Origin of the sequence: Rossellomorea aquimaris TF-12 (genome assembly GCF_001648555.1) — a bacterium.
GTDB classification, from domain to species: domain Bacteria; phylum Bacillota; class Bacilli; order Bacillales; family Bacillaceae_B; genus Rossellomorea; species Rossellomorea aquimaris.
Map to the genome: position 1 here is coordinate 34,253 of NZ_LQXM01000022.1, position 23,558 is coordinate 57,810.

Below are 23,558 nucleotides of genomic sequence, written 5' to 3' on the forward strand. Positions count from 1 at the left end.
GGGGAACACATGGCTGAAAAGTCCGCGCGTTCCAAACAAATAGCGTCAGAATTAACGGTTGATCAGGTGAAAGAATTTCTAGTTAACCAAGGTAAGAAAAGAGGCGTCCTCACATACGAGGATATCGCCGATAAGTTATCGGGATTTGAATTAGATTCCGATCAAATGGATGAATTTTATGAGCAACTTGGAGAACAAGGTGTTGAAATAATTAATGAAAATGATGAAGATGATGATCCAGGTGCAAATGAGTTAGAAAAAGAAGAGGAAGAAGAATTTAATCTAAATGATTTAAGTGTACCCCCTGGAGTTAAAATAAATGATCCAGTTCGTATGTACCTTAAAGAAATTGGAAGAGTCGACCTTTTATCAGCAGAAGAAGAAATTAATTTAGCGAAACGAATTGAAGAAGGCGATGAGGAAGCAAAAAGACGACTTGCAGAAGCTAACTTACGTTTAGTAGTTAGTATCGCCAAAAGATACGTAGGTCGCGGCATGCTATTCTTAGATTTAATTCAAGAAGGTAATATGGGTCTGATTAAAGCAGTTGAAAAGTTTGATTATCGCAAAGGGTACAAATTCAGTACGTATGCTACTTGGTGGATTCGACAAGCTATTACCCGTGCGATTGCAGACCAAGCCAGAACGATTCGAATCCCTGTACACATGGTTGAAACGATTAATAAGCTAATTCGTGTGCAAAGACAATTACTACAAGACTTAGGTCGCGAGCCTGCTCCAGAAGAAATTGCAGAAGAAATGGACCTTACTCCTGAAAAGGTTAGGGAAATTCTTAAGATTGCTCAAGAACCTGTATCGTTAGAGACACCTATCGGTGAAGAAGACGATTCCCACCTTGGTGATTTCATTGAAGATGCAGAGGCACAATCTCCTTCTGAACATGCTGCTTATGAGCTATTGAAAGAACAGCTAGAAGATGTATTAGACACTCTTACGGATCGAGAAGAAAATGTTTTACGTTTACGCTTCGGATTAGATGACGGAAGAACTCGTACACTTGAAGAAGTAGGAAAAGTATTCGGTGTTACGAGAGAACGTATTCGTCAAATCGAAGCAAAAGCTCTTAGAAAATTACGTCATCCTAGTCGCAGCAAGCGACTAAAGGACTTTTTAGAATAGAAAACCATTAACTGCCTCTACTCCAGCAATATAGAGGTAGTTTTTTTTGTCTTTAATTAAAGGGTTTTTCTGATGGATTGCCGAATTAAGCAATAGGAAATCGTTACAGAAAGTGTGAGCACTATGACTAAAACAGAAGCCAATCGTAAGGATGTTATTGTAAAAGAAATTCATTTTTGGAAGCAAAACAACATGCTGCCAGAACATTATTGCAATTATCTTCTCGCGTTATATACAGAAGGGGAAGAAAGTGCTGGTTCTGAAAGTCCAGCTAAATCAAAAACAAGGCTTAAATTAACGGGTTCTATCATTGCGATTTTGTTAATGTTTATTTCATTATTTGTCATTTATTTTACTGAATTGTCAATCGTTTTGCAAACAGCGATTTTGGCAGGTTTTGTCGGATTTTTATTAGTTATGGTAATTTATTATACTAAGAAACAATTACCAGCTGCCTTGCCATTTATTGCTTCTGCATTTATCCTTCTAAATATTTCAATAGAAATAACGGAAAAGGTGTACAATGGTGCTCCTTTCCCAACATACTTAGCCCTGTTTTTGAACATTTTTTTATGGCTTCTCGTTGGTTATAAATTCAAACTTATTTACTTCAGCTTGTCTGGAGTCATTGGTTTTCTTCTCTTAGTGATTTTTATACTACAATAACTTCTGAATATTTAAAAGTTTTTTAAAGTTGAGAAAATTATGCATTCCCTTTTATAATAAGAATGAGAGCGCATTCATAAGTGGTTACATATTCACTTTTGCTCAATGCTGATTAAAGTCAACTAGAGACATTTGGCTTTCAGTCACCAAAGTTAGACAAGGGGGATTAGGATGAATTTTGACTTAACAGAAGAACAAGCAATGATTAAAAAAACAATCAAGGAGTTTGCCGATGAGGAAGTTGCTCCGGGAGCACTAGACAGAGATCGCACAAAAGAATTTCCAAAGGAAATTTTTAAGAAACTTGCTGATTTAGGAATGATGGGTCTTCCGTTTCCTGAAGAATACGGTGGAGCAGGTGCGGATACAGTCAGCTTTGCTATCGTAACAGAAGAATTAAGCAGAGCATGTGCTTCAACTGGAATAACTTATTCTGCCCATATTTCATTAGGAGGAGCTCCCATTAATCTATTTGGGACTCATGAGCAAAAGCAAGAATATTTGACTCCTATCTGTACAGGTGAATCTTTTGGGGCTTTTGGTCTTACTGAACCCAATGCAGGTTCTGATGCAGGAGGAACACAAACAACTGCTGAATTAAAAGATGATAAGTGGGTCATAAATGGAAATAAATGCTATATCACTAACGCAAGTTATGCCAATCACTTAGCATTAACAGCTATAACAGGTAAAAATAATGGAAACAAAGAGATAAGTGCTATTATTGTTCCAACAAAGGCAAACGGGTTTAAGGTAATTGATAACTATGAAAAAATGGGGCTACATTCTTCTAACACGACTGAACTTGTTTTAGAGGATGTTGAAGTTCCAAAAGAGAATCTGTTAGGGAAAAAAGGAGAGGGCTTTAAACAATTCCTCGTCACTTTAGATGGTGGAAGGATTGGAATTGGAGCAATGGCCGTTGGTGTTGCACAAGCTGCATTTGATAAAGCATTACAGTATTCAAAAGAGAGAAAGCAATTTGGAAAGACTTTATCACAATTTCAAGTGACTCAATTTAAATTGGCTGATATGGCTATGAAAATTGAATTAGCACGAAATATGGTTCATAAAGCTGCTTGGTTAAAGGATCAGGGCCGACCTTTCTCAAAAGAAGCCTCAATGTGTAAGTTATACGCTTCTGAAATAAGTATGGAAGTAGCTTCTGAAGCAATTCAAATTCATGGTGGTTATGGGTACATGAAAGAATACCATGTTGAAAGGTACCTTCGGGATGCAAAGCTTCTTGAAATTGGAGAAGGGACCTCTGAGGTCCAAAGAATGGTTATTTCAAGGTTAATAGGGTGTCAGTAAAATTTATTATCCTGGTTGTTTGAGGATAGCTCTAGTGGTTTATTCCACTAGAGCTATTTTTTGACTGTATTTTGAACAAGTAGAATTCATGAGGAAGTCCATAAAGATAAAAATAGCCTTATTAGGCGTTTATAGCCTCTTGGTTGAGATTTTAGTTCCTTAATACACTCTTACCTTAAAAAGCTGATTTCAAGCAAGGGGGATGTTTCTGAGCTCTTTCAGAAAGGCTCTTTTCTCAAACATTATTTTATAACAGGGGGTTTGCAAACCACCACCCTAAAGCGAGCGGGCATTCTGCAGCCGAAATCCACTACTACTTACTCATCTAATATAGTGAAAACCTTTGCGAAAACAACCTTAACAAATAACGAAATTAGTATGAAATGTGTCTATTTTGTGAGAAAGATGGAAAAGTTAATTGATAGGACTTTTCCTTTGTCGCTTTTTAAAGTAAAATATAAAGTGTTTAACAGAGCACTATTTTGGATGTTGTACATAAAGGAGGTTAAATCATGAATCGTAATCCAATTATCCCATTCGTTCTTATTATGGCTCTTGGAATTGGTCTTGTTTTCTTCATGTCTTTACAAGGCTTGAATAACGCTGAAGAAAAAGCTAAAGAAGAAAAACATGGTGAAATGGAAGGTAAAGAAGGAGAAGGCGAACAAGCTTCTAGTGGTGAGTTTGATCCAGAATCAACTTACAAAAACAATTGTTTGTCTTGTCATGGTGCTGATTATGGTGGTGGAGCAGGTCCAGCCCTAAAAGGTACAGACCTTTCTAAAGATGAGATCAAAGAGACAATTAAAAATGGTAAAGGTATCATGCCAGCTGGCTTAGTTGAAGAAGAAAATCTAGACGCTATGGCAGATTGGATCAAGTCACTTTAATAATGATGTTTAAAAAAGGTTCTTTGTCTTTGGGCAAAGGACTTTTTTTATAGTAGTAAATTGGTTAGAATGAATATCGTGCACATACTAAGTCTATGCACGATATCCTAAATTAAAATGATTAAGGTGAAACGATGAATATTGAACAACTTTCGAAACGATTAGAAACGGTTGTTTCTTACATACCTAAACAGTCAAGAATAGCGGATATAGGATCCGATCATGCCTATTTACCTTGCTATGCTGTAAAAAAGGAGATTGCTACCTTTGCCATTGCAGGCGAAGTAGTGAAAGGGCCTTTCTTGTCAGCGAAAAAACAAGTGCAAGATTCAAATTTAACGAACAGAGTCGAAGTAAGACTGGGAAATGGATTGGAAGTCATTTCTCCTGGTGAAGTAGATTGCATTACTATTGCTGGAATGGGTGGAACTTTAATTGCTTCTATTCTTCAAGCAGGAGTAGAAAAGTTAACAGGAGTTTCCAGGTTAATTCTTCAGCCAAATGTGAGTGCTAAATCAATTCGAACATGGCTCTTAAACAATGAGTGGGGGTTAGTTCAGGAAGAAATCATGGAGGAAGACGGTAAGGTTTATGAGGTTTTAGTGGCGGAAAAAGGAAATCCCAAAGCCTTATACACTCCAGATGAATTTGAAAAAGAATTGTTATTAGGACCGATATTAATAAAAAACTGTAATGATGCTTTTAGGAAAAAGTGGAATCAAGAATGTGCTCAATGGAAGAATATCATTAAGAATATGGAAAAGGCTGAAAAAACGCCTGATTTAGAACATAGAAAACAAGTGTTATTGAAAAAAATTCAAATGGTTGAGGAGGTTCTCGATTCATGAAGTCAGTAAATGGACATGAAATTATTCAGCTTTTTGAACAGTTTTCTCCTAAACATTTAGCAGAAGATGGAGATCCTATTGGTTTACAGGTCGGTAAGCTGAACGGAAAAGTGGAAAATGTCATGGTCACGTTAGATGTGCTAGAAAATGTAATAGATGAAGCAATAAGCAAAAATGTAAAATTAATTATTGCTCATCATCCCCCCCTTTTTCGCCCGTTAAAATCAATTAAAACGGATTCTTATCAGGGAAGAATGATAGAAAAGTTAATTAAGCATGATATTGCAGTCTATGCTGCTCATACAAATTTAGATGTTGCAACAGGTGGAGTCAATGATCTTCTTGCAGAAGCGATAGGTCTACAAAACACTTCTGTCTTGCTTCCAACTTATTCAGAAGAGCTTAGAAAACTGGTTGTTTATGTACCTGAGGAAGAAAGCGAAAGCCTGAGAAAAGCATTAGGGGATGCTGGTGCAGGTCATATTGGAGAATACTCATATTGTAGTTTTTCCACTAAAGGAACTGGAAGGTTTTCACCAGGTGAAGAGAGCAATCCCCATATTGGTGAAAAGGGTAAATTAGAAGAAGTCGGAGAAGTGAAAATTGAAACGATTTATCCAGTTTCAATTGAGAAAAAAGTGTTAAAGGCTATGTTTACACACCATCCCTATGAAGAGGTTGCCTATGATATTTTTACTTTAGAGAATAAAGGAAAGACTTTGGGGTTAGGAAGAATAGGTTATTTACCCAAGACAACATCCTTAGAGGATTTTTCTAATCATGTTAAACAAACCTTTGATATGGATGGTATCCGAGTCATAGGAGAATTAGATTCTGAGATTAGAAAAGTAGCTGTACTGGGTGGAGATGGAAACAAGTTTATCTCTGCAGCAAAAAGGCAAGGTGCTGATGTTTTAGTATCAGGAGATATTTATTATCACACTGCCCATGATGCCATGATGATGGGGCTAAACATTATTGATGCAGGTCACCATATTGAAAAAGTCATGAAAAGTGGAGTAGCAAGCTACTTAACAAAGACATGTCAACAAAAAGGGTATGATGTTAAGATTTTCGCTTCAGAAGCTGATACGAATCCATTTACCTTTATGTAGATTATGAAAGATACTCAAAACCCCTTAGGGATTTATCCCTAAGGGGTTTTGTAATGACATATTCTATTTAGAACTCATTTTTGCCTTTTTAACTTTTGGTAAAATTTTATTGAGTGGTACATTTCTTTCTCGTGTCCAAGTAGTTTCATCATTTGAATCGAATGTTTCTAAAAATTTGATTACTTCTCTGACAATCGGGGTAGGGGTAGAAGCCCCTGCTGTAACGGCTACTACATTGGCCGATTTAATCCACTCAATATCCAGTTCACTAATATCTGAAATTCTGTAGGCAGGTGTACCTGCAATATCTTTAGATACTTGAGCTAGACGGTTTGAGTTATTGCTCTTAGGGTCACCGACAACAATCAGAACATCAGCATCCCCTGCTTGTTCTGCCACAGCTTCTTGTCGAACTTGAGTGGCCAAGCAAATCTCTTTATGCAATTCAACATGAGGGAATTTCTCTTTCACTTTGTCCATCGTGTCTAAAACGTCCCATTGGCTCATTGTTGTTTGATTCGTTACGATTATTTTTTCGTTATCAATTGAAAGTTCCTCTACATCTTCAGCCTTTTCAACTAAATGAACAATGTCAGGTGCTACACCGACGGCTCCTTCAGGTTCAGGGTGCCCTTTTTTACCAATGTAAATGACATCATATCCTTCAGCTTCTTTGGAACGAATCAGGTCATGTGTTTTTGTAACATCAGGACATGTAGCGTCAAGAGTGACCAATCCTTTTTGCTTTGCGATTTCTTTCACTTCAGGTGATACCCCGTGTGCAGTGAAAATAACGGTTCCTTCATGAACTTGTTCAATAATTTCTTTTCTATTTTCACCATCTAAGGTGATAATACCTTCTTCTTCAAAGGCATCAGTAACGTGCTTATTGTGAACGATCATTCCTAAAATATAAATTGGACGAGGTAGCGATTTATCCAGTGCAGCATTTCTGGCAATCACCATTGCATCAACTACACCATAACAGTAGCCCCTCGGGGTAATCTTAATTATATCCATCTACGAAAATCCTCCTACCTAAGAAAAGGTTGTATCTCTATTATAAAGGAGAACCGACTTTCTGACAAAGAGAAGCAGTATAAAGAGATTATTTTTAAAAAAACTCATCAAAGAGTCAAAAAAAATATCCCTAATTCATCTGCATGTCTTTAAGGGATACAAAGATTAAATATATAATTTAGGTTTTGAATTTCCGATATGATCTGATGACTCTTCCTTATTTTCATTTGAAGTTTTTTTTCTCTTTTTCTTTTTAGGTCTTTCTTCTCCTGCTTTAGATATTTCTTCAGTACTATCTAGTGTGTTTTCTTCTGAATTGTCTTCCGATGACAAATCTTTAAATCCCCGGTACAATCTCCATAGAGCAGGTAAGTTTTTTACCATAGGTCCATATTGTTGAAAAATAGGACCTAATTGTTGAGCGCTTTGTAATACCTGTTGTGTATTTGAAAGGAAGGAATTCACATTTCCTGGATTTAGTAAACTTCCGATTATTGACCCACCTGCTTGTGGAGCACGATCAAATCCAGTAGATCCACTAGCATCTCTGGTAAATTGTTGAAGAATTCCTCCTGTTTGATTATTGGAATCACCCTTTTTTAGTAGCTTAGATAAGAGTCCACCTCTACCTTTTCCTCTTGAGCGATTTCCTCCATTAAAATTAATTCCTCTATTTGGCTGCTGTCTTCCCATTTGAAAAGGAGGAGACTGATGTTGTCTCATACCAAAGGGATTTCTCATTTGTTGTTGAGGCTGGGGCATTCCAAAAGGATTCTGTTGGATCTCAACGGGTCTCATTCCAAAAGGATTTCTCATTTGCTGGTGCCCATTTCTCATTCTTCTAGGTGGCATCATTAAAGCCTCCTTTCTATCGAATTAATTCATCGTCTATATAGAGTATGCAGATGTTCAAAAAAGGGAATTGTGACTATAACGTGATTTATTTTATAAAGTATGAGCTAGATGTTTTGTTGAAAATTTATTATAATGGTTAGATGTTCTTTAAATATGACGATTCCGAAGCTTTGACGTTTAAATAAAAGGATATATTGAAATAAGGAGATGAAAAGGATATGAAAAAGAATTTATTTCTTCAATTTGGATTTCAACCATTTATTAATGAAGCCATCGAAGAACTCGGGTTTTTTGAACCAACAGAAATTCAAAATAAAATGATTCCTTTGATCGCAAAGGGACAAAGCGCGATTGGACAATCACAAACAGGAACAGGGAAAACCCATTCCTATCTATTACCGATTATTGAAAAAATTAATGCTTCCAGTGAGCAGGTACAAGCAGTCGTAACGGCGCCTACTCGTGAATTAGCACAACAGATTTATCACGAAATCTTAAAAATAACCAAAAATAGTGAAATTGTATCTCGTTGTTTTATTGGTGGTACTGACAAACAAAGAACAATTGAGAAATTAAAACATCAACCTCATATTGTGGTTGGAACTCCTGGTAGAATCAACGATTTAGTTAAAGATCAAGCTTTATTTGTTCATACATCCAATGTGCTTGTCATTGATGAAGCAGACTTGATGCTTGATATGGGATTCATTGAAGATGTAGATCAGATTGCTGGAAAGATGCCTGAAAATCTACAAATGCTAGTATTTTCTGCTACAATTCCTGAAAAGCTAAAGCCTTTCTTGAAAAAATATATGGAAAATCCACAATATGCACATGTAGAACCGGAACAAATTTCTGCTAAAAATATTAAGCATGTTATTATTCCTAAGAAAAGTCGTGAAAAAATAACCGTTTTATATGATTTATTAGTTGATATAAATCCTTATCTCGGAATTGTTTTTACCAATACAAAGTCTAAAGCGGATGAAGTGGCTAATGCACTGAGCGCAAAAGGACTTAAGGTAGGCAGAATCCATGGGGGATTATCACCTCGTGAACGTAAAAAAGTAATGAAACAGATAAGAAATCTTGATTATCAATACATCGTTGCAACAGATTTAGCAGCGAGAGGGATCGATATTGAAGGTGTAAGTCATATTATTAACTTCGAGCTGCCTCAAGATTTAGATTTTTACATTCATAGATCGGGGCGTACAGCACGTGCAGGAAATTCAGGAATTGCCTATACAATCTTCGAACCTTCAGATGAGGATGCGTTGAATCAACTTGAAAAGATGGGAATATCTTTTTCACATCAACAGCTTAAAAAAGGTGAATGGGTTGAATTACCACCTCTAAACAAACGTAAAAATCGTCAAAAAACGGCAACTGATGATATTGATGCAAAAGCAAAATCGATGGTACGTAAACCTAAAAAAGTAAAACCGGGATACAAAAAGAAAATGAAATTCAAGATGGATAAAATCAAGAAATTTGAAAGAAGAAAGAAAAGCAGAGGAAAATAAGAGTTTTAACGTGATTCATTTAGACACATTCGATACAATAAAGAGAGATTTTCTTAGGAGTTGAGAAGAATGGTAAAAATCGGGTCACATGTCTCTATGAGTGGTAAGAATATGCTGTTAACGTCCAGTGAAGAAGCTGTTTCTTACGGGGCTAATACCTTTATGGTTTATACAGGTGCGCCTCAAAATACAAGAAGAAAAAAGATTGAAGACCTTAATATCGAAGCAGGATTAAAGCATATGAAAGAAAATGGGATAGATGAAATTGTAGTTCACGCCCCATATATTATTAATATCGGAAATACCACCAAACCTGAGACCTTTGAATTAGGAGTTAATTTCCTACGTTCCGAAATTGAGCGCACTGAAGCGTTAAGTGCTAAGCAAATTGTGCTTCATCCTGGTGCTCATGTTGGGGCAGGTGCAGATAAAGGAATTGCTAAAATTATTGAAGGTCTTAATGAAGTGTTAACAAAAGACCATAAAGTTCAAATTGCATTAGAAACGATGGCTGGTAAAGGAACAGAGTGTGGAAGAAACTTTGAAGAGTTAGCTCAGATCATCAACGGAGTAGAATTAAATGACAGACTGTCTGTTTGTTTTGATACCTGTCATACTCATGATGCGGGATATAATATTGTTGAAGACTTTGATGGGGTTTTAGACCAATTTGATAAAATTGTTGGAATCGAAAGGTTAAAGGTACTTCATATTAATGATAGTAAAAATGTTCGTGGGGCAAGTAAAGACCGACATGAAAACCTAGGCTTTGGACATATTGGATTTAAAGCCTTGAACTATATCGTCCATCACCCTCAGCTTAAAGATATTCCTAAAATACTAGAAACACCTTATGTTGGAGAAGATAAGAAAAATAAAAAGCCTCCATATAAGTTTGAGATTGACATGCTGCGTAACCAATCATTTGATGAAGATGTTTTATCTAAAATTCAACAACAGTAATCATAAAGGAGGCTGATTTCTCAGTTAAAGAGAAGAGCCTCCTATTTACATACTATCTAATTAATTGGACAAAAAGCTGGTTGATTTCTTTTGCTTTAGCAGGACCTATTGATTTAGCTAATTCCTTTACCAATTTACTTCGCTGGCTGTCATTAAATATATTAATGTTCTTTCCTTGAACATGAGAGACAATGGTGTTTGCTTGTTGTGTGGTAAGGGAAATCGAATATTGTTTAGCATATTTTAATAATTCTTCACGGGTTATTGCATTAATTTTGTGATTAATCACATTTTGTAGTAACTTCATCTTTATCACTCCTCATGAGATACATATGTTCATTGTCGTAAGAAAGTGACAAAATTATATAAAATGAAGAGAAAGGGAAGGAATCCTAGATGCCACAAAGAGTTCATAAAAAAGAAAGTCCCCTCCATTTTATTTACAGACTGTTTTTTATTACCTTAGGAGCAGGCTTAGCAGCCATTGCAATTGAATTATTTCTAGTTCCTAACAACATTATTGACGGTGGAATCATTGGTGTTTCCTTGATATTAAATTATTTAGTTTCCGATACGGTTCCTTTTCTTAATTTTTCAACATTGCTCGTTATGTTAAATCTACCTTTCATGTATTCAGGATATAAACAAATAGGAAAGACTTTTGTTGTTTCCTCATTATTTGCCATTGTGTCATTAGCAATAATAGAAAGTCTTCTACACAATGTAGACCCATTTGTGACAGAAAAGATACTTGCTACAGTATTTGGAGGATTAACACTAGGAGTTGGTGTGGGACTTGTTATACGTCATGGTGGATCCTTGGACGGCACTGAAATTTTAGGAATTCTTTTAACGAAGAAACTTCCGTTTTCTGTTGGTGAGTTTGTTATGTTTATGAACATTTTCATTTTTGGTTGGGCAGCCTTTGTATTTGGGATAGAAGAAGCGATGTATTCTGTTATGACTTACTATATCGCATTTAAGACCATCGATACGGTCATTCAAGGGATGGATGAAACGAAAGCGGTAATCATTGTATCTGATGATTATCTTGATGTGTCAGAGGCTATATTACAGAGGCTGGGAAGAGGTACGACTATGTTAAAAGGTCGTGGTGGATACACGGATAATGATAAAGAAGTGATTTATGTCGTGGTCACAAGACTTGAAGTGACAAAACTGAAGTCGATTGTCTCTGATGTAGATCCCAATGCCTTTATAACCATTATGAGTACTCAAGAAACCAAAGGTGCCAGATTTAAATCAGCAATTCATTAGGGATTAAAAGATTGTTCATCATTTTGATGGGCAATCTTTTTTGCAATTTTAGGTCTGTTCAATGTCTATTCTAATGATTGTAGTAAAATTTATGAGTCGCCTTTGGGGTTTTGGATAAGAGATAGTAATAAAATTTGAGGTTTCCTTTGCGCTCCAGGCTCAAGATTTCCCGGGGAGGAAGTCGAGCCTCGTGGGTGTGGACGATTTAATTTATTAAAGAAAATAATTTATCCCATCAACTCAATAACTCACAGTTTACATGTAATGAGTGATGCTGTATACTTTCTAAAGTGCTTTTAAATCGTAATGATTCTTATAAAGAGAGTTGATAAAAATGGATCGCGTTGAGAATCCAGTTATAAAAATAGAAGATGTTCATTTTCGGTATGATCGAGAACGAGTTTTAGAAGATATTGATCTTTCTATTCCTAAAGGTGCTTTCCTTGGAATTGTAGGGCCAAATGGTTCGGGAAAATCAACCTTATTAAAATTAATACTTGGCTTGTTAAAAGTAAAGCATGGAAATATAGAGCTATTTGGAATACCCCAGCACAAGTTTAAAGAGTGGGATCGGATTGGTTTCGTGTCACAAAAAGCGAATAGTTTTAATACTGGTTTTCCGGCAACAGTGTATGAAGTTGTAGCAAGCGGATTAGCTAAAAAAGCAGGACTTTTTCGAAGAACTTCAAAATATCGAAGTGATGTAAAAAAAGCGATTGAATCTGTTGGAATGAGTCCATTTGCAAATAGAAACATTGGTGAGTTATCAGGCGGTCAGCAGCAACGAGTGTTCATAGCAAGAGCTCTTGTAAGCAATCCGGATGTTTTAATACTGGATGAACCGACTGTTGGCGTGGATAGCAAAAACGTCCAAAACTTCTACGACATGTTAGAAAAATTAAATAAAGAATTGGGAATTACACTCGTGCTTGTTACACACGATGTTGGAACGATTTCAAACAAAGTGACGCATGTAGCATGCTTAAATAAACATTTGCATTTTCATGGAAGGACAGAAGAGTTTGAAAAGCTTAAAGAAAATCAGCTTTCTTCTTTCTATGGCCATGATGTGCATTTTTTACATCATGATCATGATCACCATCATCATGAATGATCGGAGGAAGAACAATGCTGGAAGCTATTTTTCAATATGAATTTTTACAAAATGCTTTTCTTACTGGTCTATTGATTGGTTTAATCGCTCCTTTATTAGGGGCATTTATCGTCGTAAGAAGGCTTTCCTTAATTGCTGATGCTCTGAGCCATGTAACACTATCTGGAATTGCAGCAAGTTTATATTTAAGTAAAATTGTCCCAGCGTTTTCAGGTCTTAATCCATTATACTTTGGAATGGCTTTTTCTGTAATGGGCTCATTATTTATTGAACGCCTGAGAATGGTATATAAACATTATCAAGAGCTTGCGATCCCTATTATTTTATCTGGTGGAATAGGGATAGGGGTTATTTTCATTTCGTTAGCAGATGGGTTTAATACGGATTTGTTTAGTTACTTATTTGGTAGTGTGAGTGCAGTAAGCAGAGGGGACTTATATTTAATAGGGGCAATAAGTGTACTGGTATTAAGTATGATCTTATTGTTATATAAAGAATTATTCCTGTTATCCTTTGATGAAGACCATGCTAAAGCTTCTGGTATTCCTGCTCGAGCTATCCATTTTATTTTTATGGTCATGGTAGCTTTAGTGATTGCTGCTTCCATGAGAATAGTGGGAATCTTATTAGTTTCCTCCCTTATGACATTACCAGTTGCCGCAAGTATACGAATTGCTAACGGCTTTAAACAAACCATTATTTTTTCTTTAATATTTGGAGAAATATCGGTTATTGTTGGGTTGATAAGTGCCTTTTATTTGGACCTTGCTCCAGGTGGAACGATAGTTTTAACCGCTATTATGATCTTATTAATGACTATCATCGGAAAAAAATTAAGAACAATGAAGTCTACGGCTAAAGGTGAGGTGTAGAAAATGAATGTAACTGAAGCAATGAACCTTCTGAAGACAAAGGGGTATAAGCACACAGGGAAGAGAGAGCAGTTATTAGAATTATTTTCTAATTCCAATAAATATTTAACGGCTAAAGATGTATTGGAAAATATGAAAACGGATTATCCTGGATTAAGCTTTGATACAATATACAGAAATTTAAGCCTTTTTGTCGAGCTTGGAATACTAGAGGAAACTGAACTTTCAAGTGAAAGGCATTTTCGCTTTACTTGTGAAATTCATCATCACCATCACCATTTCATATGCATGCATTGTGGAAAAACGAAGGAAATACACACTTGTCCGATGGAAGAGCTAAAGGAAAATCTAACGGATCATGGGTATGATATTTCGGGACATAAATTCGAGATATATGGGAAATGCCCTCAGTGTCAGTAGAGAGATCTTAAAGATCTCTCTTTTTTTATAGTTTAAATTCTCCAAAGAATGGGAAAATAAATGATCATGAATGAATTTTATTTTTACAATAAAAAGTTTTTAATAAAGATTTTTCTTAAGGATCGTTGGTATTTCTGATGAGGAAATAATAGCTGATTACATGGAGAGAAAGCTAGGCAATTGTCCGAGGGAAAGCTAGATGATTCCCCATTCTGGTTGACATAACCATTGTGTGAACTCATATTAGAAAACAACAATTTTTGAGTGAAGAGCCTAAGATAAAGAGGAGAGATACTATGGATAAAGTACCATTTGGTCATTGCCCCACCAATAAAAAAAACTGTGTAAGCACAATTGATCTTACGTCATATCATAAAATATCACCCCTTCCGTTCAACGGGAACCCTCAAAGCATTAAAGGGACTATTTTAGATGCATTGGGGAAATGTGGTCAATACGAAATACAGGAAGAAAAGCCTGAGTACATTCACGCTGTGTTTAAATCCAAGTGGTTTAAATTCAAAGATGATTTTGAACTATACATAGACGAAAATAATCGATTAATACACATAAAATCTGCTTCAAGATTAGGTTATTATGATTTTAAAGTTAATCGACAACGAGTTGAAAGGTTTAAACACTCCTTTATGCAGTAGGGGGTTAATAGACAAATAAAACCGCCTCTTTCAAGAGACGGTTTTATTTTGTGTAATTTACTTGAGCCAATTTTGAACCCACTGGTTAGCTTCAAGCCAGTTATCTACTCTAATGACTCCGTTAGGAACAGGGTTTTGATTGTACGGTGTATTAAACAGCACAACTGGAATGTCTAATTCTTCGTGGATTGTTACAGCGTTATCATGTTTATCTTCGAAGAAAATATCTACAGCATGTTTTTTTGCTGTTGCAATTTTGTTATGGGAACCAATTAATTCTATATGATGATACTTCAAATCTTTATCATCAAACCATTCTTTCGTTAATTGGATTAAGTCGGATCTTCTCGCACTAATAAAAAACAACTCATGTTCTTCTTTCCATTGATCTAAGATTTGCTTGGCCCCTTCTGCTAACGGGGACTGTTTGTATATGTTTGGCTCAGCTTCCTTAAACCAGCTGCCAAATTCTTGAGGAGATATATTTAAAACTTCTGTTAATTCGTATTGAGTGATATCTTCAATGGATAAACTCAAGTTAAAGAAATCATTTATATGTGGTATTAAGGATTCGGGTGAAGTGACCGTTCCATCAATGTCAATTCCAAAGCGTTTCATTTACATCAAGCTCCTCTTATAAAAACTCCTTCAATTTTATCACAAGTGCCGCCATCTTATCCACGTCGTTTGATAAATTAACCTAAATGAAAATGTACATAATCCATACGTCTAAAGAACATAACAAAAATGACAAACATTAGCATAGTAAAATAACTTATGTAACAAACAATAAGAAGGCTCCCGAACACAGAAAGTGAGGGATTGCTGTATGGGTGAAGAACGACGCGAATTGAATAGCGTTGATCGAAATCTACAAGATATTGATGTGTATTACGACAATCCAGAAACAGATGTGAATGAACGCGAGTACCGAGAAGAAACAGCAGCAGAAATCGCTGCACCAATGAATGTTAGCCGTGATTTTGAAAATGATTCAGTAGAAGAATCTACAACCTCAGGTCGTGTTTTAGGATATTCTTCACTTGCCTTGTCCATTCTATCCTTGTTTATACTTCCTGTCATAATGGGAGCAGCGGGAATAGTGTTAGGATTTGTGGCTAGAAGACGTGGAGCTGAAATGCTTGGGGCTTGGGCTATTGGAATTGGAGCAGTTTCGATTATTGTTGGGCTATTTGTTTTACCATTCTTTTAAAAAGAATGTTTCGTTAAAATTGGGAGCATTTTAACGAAAAAAAGAGGACTGATGTAAATCAGTCCTCTTTACTTGAACAGAATATTATACCTCTTGTTCTTTTTTTTCCGCTTCTTGTTTAGCAAAGTATTCCTCTGCTATTTTATCTATTTCTTTCTTTAATTCCTCTACCATGGTTTCTTCAGGTACTTTTCGAACGGTTTTCCCTTTACGGAAAAGTAATCCCTCACCACGTGCACCGGCGATTCCAATATCTGCTTCTCTCGCTTCACCAGGACCATTAACCGCACAACCTAATACTGCTACTTTAATAGGAGCTTTAATGGTTGAGATGTATTCTTCCACTTCATTTGCAATGGAAATGAGGTCAATTTCAATTCGTCCACATGTAGGACATGAAATTAATGTAGCGGCATTTGATGCTAATCCAAATGACTTTAATAATTCTCTCGCTACTTTTACTTCTTCAACAGGATCCGCACTTAAAGAAATACGTAGAGTATTTCCAATCCCTAAACTTAAAATCGCACCTAATCCAGCAGCACTCTTAACAGTACCTGCAAACAGTGTTCCAGACTCTGTGATACCTAAGTGTAGAGGGTAATCAAAGGCCTTAGCAGCTTTCGTGTAGGCTTCAATTGCTAAATTAACATCAGATGCCTTCATTGAGACAATAATGTCGTGAAAATCAAGATCTTCGAGGATCTTAATGTGGTGCAGGGCGCTTTCAACCATACCATCTGCAGTTGGGTAGCCATATTTTTCAAGAATTTTTCTTTCTAAACTTCCTGCATTAACACCAATACGAATAGGAATCCCTTTTTCTTTTGCAGCTTTTACAACAGCTTCAACTTTTTCACGACGACCGATATTACCAGGGTTTATACGGATTTTATCAGCGCCTCCTTCAATTGCTTTGAGGGCTAATTTATAGTCAAAATGTATATCGACAACTAAAGGGATATTGATTTGTTTTTTGATGTCAGCAATGGCGTCTGCAGCACGTTCATCAGGACACGCAACGCGGACTACTTGACAGCCTGCTTCCTCTAGACGATGTATTTCTTTTACAGTAGCTTCAACATCATGTGTTTTGGTTGTGGTCATACTTTGAATCACTAGTTCGTTGTTACCACCAATGGTTAAATCTCCGACTTTTACAGGACGGGTTTTTGTACGATGTATAATTTCACTCAAGTGTAATTCGCTCCTTTAGAAAGGTTCTTCAACTATACATTATAAGTAATACGAAGCAATTGTAACAGTGTTTTGTGTATATTGACAAGAAATAGGTGTTTTTTTATGACAGTTGACTATTGATATTGGGGAATCTTGTATGTTTTTCCAATTTGGATCTTAGAAGGGGGAACTTCATTCAGTTCTTCAAAATCAGAAATAACCTGTTCAATCGATACAGGAAGAGAATCATTCAGGGATTCTTCAACAAGACTAAGAACTGTGTCCCCAGGCTTCACTTCAATCTCAATAAATGGAATCGATGAGGAAGTATCTATAATGTTTTCATGGGATTGGGCAGGAATGACTTCCTGATTTTGATCAAGAGTGCCAGTGGCTGTTTCCTTGTATAGTAGCCTTAAGGTGCCCTTATTTAAATCATAATAGACACTATACAGAAGAATAAGAATACCGAAGAAGATGATCATCCTTTTCATAAAAATCTAAATCCTCCTACTATCATTAAGATTAGAAAGTGAAGATGAAGAAGTTTCATTAGTTGTCGATATTAAATTCTTTGCGGTTTTAGTAGTTTGTACGAGTAGAAAGTAATGCAAGATCTTTCCAAGTCATTAACAATATATTCGCCATTCTAAGCTTCCTTTCCTACATACTTTTCAATTTATCTTTTTGCAAGGTTCTTTTCGAAAACTATGTTGCAATAAACAAAGCAAGTAGTTGTTGATTAAAGTGAGAGGAGCTCGTTTTTTAGCAGGATGTGAGTTGAGTCACTTTAGGATAAGCGGAGAAGAATTGACAGATCCATAGAAGATGATGTTTTTAAAACAACATCTATGCGAAAATAGAAACGTTAGCCAGTACAGAACAATTATTAACAGCATTTGAAGAACAACTTATTAAAGTGAAAATACTCATACTAAAGGTGAACAATTATTAGTTGTATCCAGTCAATTAACGGGACTGAGCAAACAATTTAAAGTATAGAATCTTTGACGTTCAATAGTTTTAATATTATTGAAGAAGGGTTTTGACCTCTTCCGAATAATTTTTCAGGAAGCCTTTACGCTGCTTGAGTTGAACAGGAGCATTTATTAGCAAATTATTAAGAACCCCCCAAAAAAACTTGGGGGGTTCTTTGATTAGTTTTAATTTGAAGACGTTTTTCTTTGAGGGATTTCTTTAATTGCCAGGTACAGTACTATTGTAATTACCAACCAATCTAACAGTGGTGCTGCCGCAATAAACGTTTGTAATAATTTCATAAGGGTAAAAAACAAGGTAGAAACAGTAGCTGAATAGGCAGTCATTCTCCAACTTTGACGATAATTTACTTTTCGTTTAAGTAAATTGCCAATGGCTACACCAATAATTGCAAAAATGGTTACTTTTAAAAATGTCATCCCAGAAGTGAATATGTAAAGAATAAACAAGGAAACTGGAATCAGAATCCACTTTAGTGAACTCATAGAGTCAATAAACTCAATGAGAGTTTCATTGGTGATGACAAGATCGTCAAATAAATCATAAGAGGAGGATTGTACGTTTCCATCATTGATAAAGACAAAACTGTCATGAAGTAATGCAACAGTATTTTCGTTTTTATTTAGATCCGACTCATTCATTTTACCGGTGTCATCTAAAATGATGATTAGGTGATCTCGTTCAATGGTTATAGGCTTACTTGTTTCAGAGTTTAAGTTACCATTTTCAATTGTAAATGGTGGTAACTCATTTACTAATGAATCCTTAACTTCTTGCATTGAAGTAGTTGCAAATAAGGTGAACTGAAGTGCAACAGGAATGATGGAAATAAGTGCTAATAAAAACACATAGCGAATCGTCTTACCAATCCCTTGGAATCGGAATTTAGCTATATCCTTTGGGGAATAGATACTCTTATAAAGTTGTTGAAAAACATTCATTTAGTTTCTTCTCCTTTCTTGCATACCATATCTATTTTATGCTTGTCTGATTACTTCAGCAAGTGCGGAAAAAATATTATATTAATTATTGTTTGTAACACAAATGTAACATTAGGGTAGTTTTATTAACGTAATGTAAATTTGGTGTAAAAAGTATTTACGTTTTCTATAAAATAGTTTAATAATGATATGGGGTTTTTGTTGTTTAATGTCGAAAATTTAAGTAGGGGTTGAAAAAATGGAATTAAATTGGCAAGAAATGTTGTTTCAGTTCTTTGGAGGACTTGGTATATTTCTCTTTGGAATAAAGTATATGGGGGACGGACTTCAAAAGTCTGCTGGTGAACGTTTAAAGGAAATCCTTGATAAGTTCACAACCAATCCATTCATGGGTGTTCTTGCGGGTATTTTTGTTACCATCTTGATCCAGTCCAGTAGTGGGACGACGGTTATCGTAGTTGGTTTAGTAAGTGCAGGATTTATGACTCTTAGACAAGCGATCGGAGTTATAATGGGGGCAAATATCGGTACAACGGTAACGGCGTTTATCATTGGGATCGACATTGGTGAATATGCACTTCCAATTATTGCAGTTGGTACGATCATGCTGTTCTTCTTTAAAAACAAAAAAGTGCATAACTTTGGTCAGATGATTTTTGGTTTTGGAGCATTATTCTATGGATTAGAATTAATGGGTGGAGGAATGAAGCCTCTTCGTTCTCTTGAAGCTTTTCATGATTTAACGGTTAGCATGAGTGATAACCCTATCCTTGGAGTTGTTATTGGTACTTTGTTTACCGTTATTGTTCAAAGTTCATCTGCAACAATTGGTATCCTACAAGAGCTATACAGTTCTAACCTTGTTGATATTCAAGCTGGATTACCAATTCTTTTTGGAGATAATATAGGTACAACCATTACAGCAGTTTTAGCAGCACTTGGTGCTTCAGTAGCAGCCAGACGTGCCGCAGCTGTTCACGTGCTATTTAATTTAATTGGAACAACAATATTTCTCATCATTTTACCGTTTTTCACAAAGTTTGTTCTGTTTTTACAATCTACATTTAATTTAAATGAACCGATGACGATCGCTTTCGCCCACGGATCATTTAATTTAACAAATACAATCATTCAATTCCCGTTCATAGCATTACTAGCGGTTATTGTTACAAAGTTGATTCCAGGTCAGGATTCAATCGTAGATTATAATTCAAAGCATCTAGATCCAATGTTCATAGAACAATCTCCTTCCATTGCTTTAGGACAAGCAAAAGAAGAAGTACTACGTATGGGTCAATTTGCCGTTAAAGGGTTGGAAGAAACAAATGAATTCTTAAAGTCCAAGAGCTCGAAAAATGCTGAAGCAGCTTATCAAATAGAAGGTGCTATCAATAATCTTGATAAGAAAATTACAAACTATCTAGTTGATCTTTCTTCAGCTCCGTTATCGGATTCTGAATCAGAGAGACATTCTATATTAATGGATACGGTGCGAGATATCGAGCGTGTAGGAGATCATTTTGAAAATATTGTTGAGCTAGTAGAATATCAACAAACGAACAAAGTAAAGATAACTCCTGATGCTATGAATGATCTTGAGGTCATGTTCAGCTTAACAATTGAGACAGTTGAAAAAGCACTTAAATCTTTAGATTTAAATGATACGGACATTGCTAGAGAAGTTGCTGAAAAAGAAGATCAAATTGATAAGATGGAAAGAAAGCTTCGTAAACAACATATCTTACGACTGAATGAAGGAAAATGTTCAGGTCAAGCTGGTATTGTGTTTGTGGACATCATTAGTAACTTAGAACGTATTGGCGATCATGCTGTTAATATAGCTGAAGCTGTATTAGGAGAAGAATAAATAAATGGACTGACCCACTTGATTATTATTATTGTCTTTTGGGTCAGTTTTTTTTATACTTTAACAGAGGTGTTAAAACATGGAAATTTTATATTGGAGTATTATTATCGCTTTAATGATATTAGCTTTTGTTGGATTAATTTATCCTATATTACCAAGTGTTCTTCTCTTGTTGGCCAGTTTTATTGTTTATGGAATCCTATTTTCATTTGCTCCATTTAGTTGGTTGTTTTGGACAGTACAAGTTTTATTTGTATTACTTCTCTTTGGTGCTGACTATATGGCAAATCTTATCGGGGTTAAGAGGTTCGGGGGTTCAAGAGCAGGGATCTGGGGTAGTACCATTGGCTTGTTAATAGGTCCGTTTGTCATACCAGTCATCGGAATAATAATAGGTCCTTTCTTAGGGGCGATTATAGGAGAAATAATTGTACATAAAACAAATTTCAAGAGAGCAGTAAAAGTAGGGATTGGTTCAGTAATCGGATTTGTTTCCAGTGTTTTTACAAAAGGACTGATTCAAATTGTCATGGTATTATACTTTTTCTTTTCAATTTAACCCTTAACATCTGAACCAGAGCTTAATGAAAAATGACTAGATGTAGTAAATTAGGGTATTTTATTCTTGTAAGAAGAAGAGGCAAAATATTTGAACAGAAGTAGTAGTTTTGGTAATCTTATACTGAAACGACTTGAACCCTTATGGTTCAGGTTCATTCTACATAGGGAGGAATTTATTATGGCTTACGAATTACCACAATTACCTTACGCATATGATGCTCTAGAGCCTCATATTGACAAGGACACAATGAACATTCATCACACGAAACATCATAACGCTTACGTAACAAAAGTAAATGATGCACTTCAAGGTCACGATGATTTATTAAGCAAATCAATTGAAGATCTTGTGTCTAATCTAGACGCGGTTCCTGAAGGTGCCCGTACTGCAGTACGTAATAACGGTGGTGGACACGCGAATCACTCTCTATTCTGGACAGTATTATCTCCAAATGGTGGAGGCGCTCCTGCTGGAGAATTAGCAGATGCTATTTCTTCTAAATTCGGAAGCGTTGATCAATTTAAAGAAGAATTTGCTAATGCTGCTGCTACTCGCTTCGGTTCTGGCTGGGCTTGGCTAGTAGTGAATAATGGTGAATTAGAAGTAACAAGCACGCCGAATCAAGATAGTCCATTAATGGAAGGTAAAACTCCAATCTTAGGTCTGGACGTTTGGGAGCATGCTTACTATTTAAACTACCAAAACCGTCGCCCTGATTACATCGGTGCATTTTGGAACGTTGTAAATTGGGATGAAGTTGCAAAACGTTACTCTGCAGCAAAATAATTATATAAAGTACGATGAAGAGAGGTTCTTTTTAGAACCTCTCTTTTTTTTGCATAACTTCCCACCCTTTTTCAAAAAATAGGGTTACGTTAAAGGGGAGTTTGAAATGAGTAGTTTTAAAAAGTTTCTAGGTGATATCGACTTAACAAGGGATCTCAGCTTATTATTATTAATCGGTGGAATGTATTCATTGAGCATTGCTTTATCAAATACCTTTGTGAATATATATTTATGGAAGCAATCTGGGGAGTTCATTGATTTAGGAATTTACAATTTAACTGTTGTCATATTTCAGCCGTTAACCTTTATATTAGCTGGAAGATTGGCAAAGAAAGTGGACAGGGTCATTGTTTTACGTTTTGGAGTGATTTTTTTAGCTCTTTTTTACATATCCGTTTTAGCGTTTGGTGAATCGTCAGAGAATTTTCTAGTAGTCTTAGGCGCTTTGCTCGGAATTGGATATGGCTTTTATTGGTTAGCTTTTAATGTGTTAACTTTTGAAATCACAGAACCAGAGACAAGGGATTTCTTTAATGGCTTTCTTGGTACATTAACATCTGCTGGTGGGATGATTGGCCCAATACTGGCTGGGTTTATTATTTCAAGATTTGATTCTTTTCAGGGATATACTATTGTATTCGGGTTGTCCCTCGCTTTATTCTCAGTTGCCGTTATTTTAAGTTTTTTTCTTAGAAGAAGACCTGCTTCTGGAAGATACTTATTTTTGAGAATAGTGGAGGAGAGGAATTATAATAAAAACTGGCGATTGATTACAAATGCTCATTTTTTTCAAGGATTAAGAGAAGGAACATTTATCTTTGTAATTTCTGTTTTCGTTTTTATCAGCACTGGAAGTGAATTTGCAATTGGTACATTTGGTTTAATTAACTCTGGTATTGCTTTTGTAGGGTACTATATTGCATCAAGAGTAATTAAAAAAAAGTTTCGCAAACGCGCGATTTTATTAGGTGGGATACTCCTTTATTGTGCTATATTCTTGCTGGTGTTTGACGTTACTTATACGAAATTGTTATTCTATGCTGGAGTTATTGCAGTTGCCTACCCAATATTATTAGTCCCTTACATCTCTATGACGTATGATGTAATTGGAACAGGATGGAAAGCAGCTGAAATGAGAATTGAGTACATCGTCGTAAGAGAGATATTCTTAAACTTGGGAAGAATTGTTTCAGTGGTAGCTTTTATCATAGCTGTGACGTATTTTAATCAAGAAAAAAGCATACCGATCCTTTTGTTAATTTTAGGAGCGGGGCACAGTATCATTTATTTCTTCATTAGAAAAGTAGAGTTACCTTTATCTTAAAGGAAAAGTA

At 35.7% G+C, this 23,558-nt stretch carries 25 protein-coding genes; 18 read left to right on the plus strand and 7 right to left on the minus strand.

Translation table 11 applies throughout. From position 1 onward, the window contains the following. The first annotated feature begins 9 nt into the window (after positions 1-9). The 6 genes from rpoD to IQI_RS04390 all read left to right on the plus strand — a co-directional run bounded on the left by rpoD (position 10) and on the right by IQI_RS04390 (position 5,973). Positions 10-1,140 carry an RNA polymerase sigma factor RpoD gene (gene rpoD, locus IQI_RS04360; protein ID WP_064091462.1) on the plus strand — a complete coding sequence of 377 codons (1,131 nt, stop codon included), beginning with the start codon at positions 10-12 and terminating at the stop codon, positions 1,138-1,140. Between the two features lie 123 nt (positions 1,141-1,263). Further along, on the plus strand, positions 1,264-1,806 hold the full coding sequence (locus IQI_RS04365; RefSeq protein ID WP_064091463.1) for a hypothetical protein: 543 nt from the start codon (positions 1,264-1,266) through the stop codon (positions 1,804-1,806). 171 nt (positions 1,807-1,977) lie between these two features. Beyond that, positions 1,978-3,120, plus strand: a complete 1,143-nt coding sequence (locus tag IQI_RS04370) for an acyl-CoA dehydrogenase family protein (protein WP_064091464.1) — start codon at positions 1,978-1,980, stop codon at positions 3,118-3,120. Positions 3,121-3,632: 512 nt separating this feature from the next. Continuing rightward, complete coding sequence (gene cccA, locus IQI_RS04380; protein WP_064091466.1) at positions 3,633-4,010, plus strand: cytochrome c550; 378 nt, start codon at positions 3,633-3,635, stop codon at positions 4,008-4,010. 134 nt (positions 4,011-4,144) lie between these two features. After that, entirely contained in the window at positions 4,145-4,858 is a 714-nt protein-coding gene (locus IQI_RS04385; protein WP_064091467.1) for a tRNA (adenine(22)-N(1))-methyltransferase, read from the plus strand. Next, positions 4,855-5,973, plus strand: a complete 1,119-nt coding sequence (locus tag IQI_RS04390) for a Nif3-like dinuclear metal center hexameric protein (RefSeq protein ID WP_064091468.1) — start codon at positions 4,855-4,857, stop codon at positions 5,971-5,973. Before IQI_RS04385 ends, IQI_RS04390 begins: the two co-directional genes overlap by 4 nt. Positions 5,974-6,036: 63 nt before the next feature. Here the strand turns inward: IQI_RS04390 and IQI_RS04395 are convergent, their stop codons facing one another. Next, complete coding sequence (locus IQI_RS04395) at positions 6,037-6,993, minus strand: 4-hydroxy-3-methylbut-2-enyl diphosphate reductase (RefSeq protein ID WP_064091469.1); 957 nt, start codon at positions 6,991-6,993, stop codon at positions 6,037-6,039. A gap of 165 nt (positions 6,994-7,158) precedes the next feature. Next, positions 7,159-7,845, minus strand: coding sequence for a VrrA/YqfQ family protein (vrrA, locus tag IQI_RS04400; protein WP_064091470.1), 687 nt, complete (start codon positions 7,843-7,845; stop codon positions 7,159-7,161). Positions 7,846-8,066: 221 nt separating this feature from the next. On the opposite strand from vrrA, the gene IQI_RS04405 reads away from it, so the two are divergent. Together IQI_RS04405 and IQI_RS04410 are read left to right on the plus strand one after the other, a co-directional pair. Next, positions 8,067-9,374, plus strand: a complete 1,308-nt coding sequence (locus tag IQI_RS04405; protein ID WP_064091471.1) for a DEAD/DEAH box helicase — start codon at positions 8,067-8,069, stop codon at positions 9,372-9,374. A 69-nt stretch (positions 9,375-9,443) separates the two neighbouring features. Next, entirely contained in the window at positions 9,444-10,337 is an 894-nt protein-coding gene (locus tag IQI_RS04410; RefSeq protein ID WP_064091472.1) for a deoxyribonuclease IV, read from the plus strand. A gap of 52 nt (positions 10,338-10,389) precedes the next feature. Here IQI_RS04410 and IQI_RS04415 read toward each other — a convergent pair whose 3' ends face one another. After that, positions 10,390-10,644, minus strand: a complete 255-nt coding sequence (locus IQI_RS04415) for a DUF2624 domain-containing protein (RefSeq protein ID WP_064091473.1) — start codon at positions 10,642-10,644, stop codon at positions 10,390-10,392. Between the two features lie 89 nt (positions 10,645-10,733). On the opposite strand from IQI_RS04415, the gene IQI_RS04420 reads away from it, so the two are divergent. The 5 genes from IQI_RS04420 (at position 10,734) to IQI_RS04440 (ending at position 14,677) form a co-directional block, all read left to right on the plus strand. Continuing rightward, on the plus strand, positions 10,734-11,615 hold the full coding sequence (locus IQI_RS04420) for a YitT family protein (protein ID WP_064091474.1): 882 nt from the start codon (positions 10,734-10,736) through the stop codon (positions 11,613-11,615). Positions 11,616-11,949: 334 nt separating this feature from the next. After that, complete coding sequence (locus IQI_RS04425; protein ID WP_064091475.1) at positions 11,950-12,729, plus strand: metal ABC transporter ATP-binding protein; 780 nt, start codon at positions 11,950-11,952, stop codon at positions 12,727-12,729. A gap of 14 nt (positions 12,730-12,743) precedes the next feature. Next, positions 12,744-13,601 carry a metal ABC transporter permease gene (locus IQI_RS04430; protein WP_064091476.1) on the plus strand — a complete coding sequence of 286 codons (858 nt, stop codon included), beginning with the start codon at positions 12,744-12,746 and terminating at the stop codon, positions 13,599-13,601. A 3-nt stretch (positions 13,602-13,604) separates the two neighbouring features. Then, positions 13,605-14,021 (plus strand): Fur family transcriptional regulator, encoded by a 417-nt coding sequence (locus tag IQI_RS04435; protein ID WP_064091477.1) that lies wholly within the window; start codon positions 13,605-13,607, stop codon positions 14,019-14,021. Between the two features lie 296 nt (positions 14,022-14,317). Beyond that, positions 14,318-14,677 (plus strand): DUF1499 domain-containing protein, encoded by a 360-nt coding sequence (locus tag IQI_RS04440; protein ID WP_064091478.1) that lies wholly within the window; start codon positions 14,318-14,320, stop codon positions 14,675-14,677. A 57-nt stretch (positions 14,678-14,734) separates the two neighbouring features. Here IQI_RS04440 and IQI_RS04445 read toward each other — a convergent pair whose 3' ends face one another. Beyond that, entirely contained in the window at positions 14,735-15,295 is a 561-nt protein-coding gene (locus tag IQI_RS04445) for a hypothetical protein (protein WP_064091479.1), read from the minus strand. Positions 15,296-15,506: 211 nt separating this feature from the next. Between IQI_RS04445 and IQI_RS04450 the strand changes: the two genes are divergently transcribed. Next, on the plus strand, positions 15,507-15,890 hold the full coding sequence (locus IQI_RS04450) for a hypothetical protein (RefSeq protein WP_064091480.1): 384 nt from the start codon (positions 15,507-15,509) through the stop codon (positions 15,888-15,890). Positions 15,891-15,974: 84 nt separating this feature from the next. Here IQI_RS04450 and ispG read toward each other — a convergent pair whose 3' ends face one another. The 3 genes from ispG to IQI_RS04465 form a co-directional block, all read right to left on the minus strand. Next, the gene (gene ispG / locus IQI_RS04455) at positions 15,975-17,078 is read right to left on the minus strand and encodes a flavodoxin-dependent (E)-4-hydroxy-3-methylbut-2-enyl-diphosphate synthase (protein ID WP_197489709.1); all 1,104 of its coding nucleotides are present in this window, start codon (positions 17,076-17,078) and stop codon (positions 15,975-15,977) included. 125 nt (positions 17,079-17,203) lie between these two features. Beyond that, positions 17,204-17,563, minus strand: coding sequence for a hypothetical protein (locus tag IQI_RS04460; protein ID WP_064091482.1), 360 nt, complete (start codon positions 17,561-17,563; stop codon positions 17,204-17,206). A gap of 669 nt (positions 17,564-18,232) precedes the next feature. Further along, positions 18,233-19,009 (minus strand): DUF1189 domain-containing protein, encoded by a 777-nt coding sequence (locus tag IQI_RS04465; protein WP_064091483.1) that lies wholly within the window; start codon positions 19,007-19,009, stop codon positions 18,233-18,235. A gap of 238 nt (positions 19,010-19,247) precedes the next feature. Here IQI_RS04465 and IQI_RS04470 point away from each other — a divergent pair, with 238 nt between their 5' ends. The 4 genes from IQI_RS04470 to IQI_RS04485 all read left to right on the plus strand — a co-directional run bounded on the left by IQI_RS04470 (position 19,248) and on the right by IQI_RS04485 (position 23,548). Further along, entirely contained in the window at positions 19,248-20,876 is a 1,629-nt protein-coding gene (locus IQI_RS04470) for a Na/Pi cotransporter family protein (protein WP_064091484.1), read from the plus strand. A gap of 79 nt (positions 20,877-20,955) precedes the next feature. After that, a complete protein-coding gene (locus IQI_RS04475) occupies positions 20,956-21,435 on the plus strand; it encodes a DUF456 domain-containing protein (RefSeq protein ID WP_064091485.1) in 480 nt (159 codons plus the stop codon). Between the two features lie 180 nt (positions 21,436-21,615). Next, complete coding sequence (locus IQI_RS04480; protein WP_064091486.1) at positions 21,616-22,224, plus strand: superoxide dismutase; 609 nt, start codon at positions 21,616-21,618, stop codon at positions 22,222-22,224. A 106-nt stretch (positions 22,225-22,330) separates the two neighbouring features. After that, positions 22,331-23,548: an MFS transporter gene (locus tag IQI_RS04485; protein WP_064091487.1), complete on the plus strand. Its 1,218-nt coding sequence runs from the start codon at positions 22,331-22,333 to the stop codon at positions 23,546-23,548. The last annotated feature ends 10 nt before the right edge of the window (positions 23,549-23,558 follow it).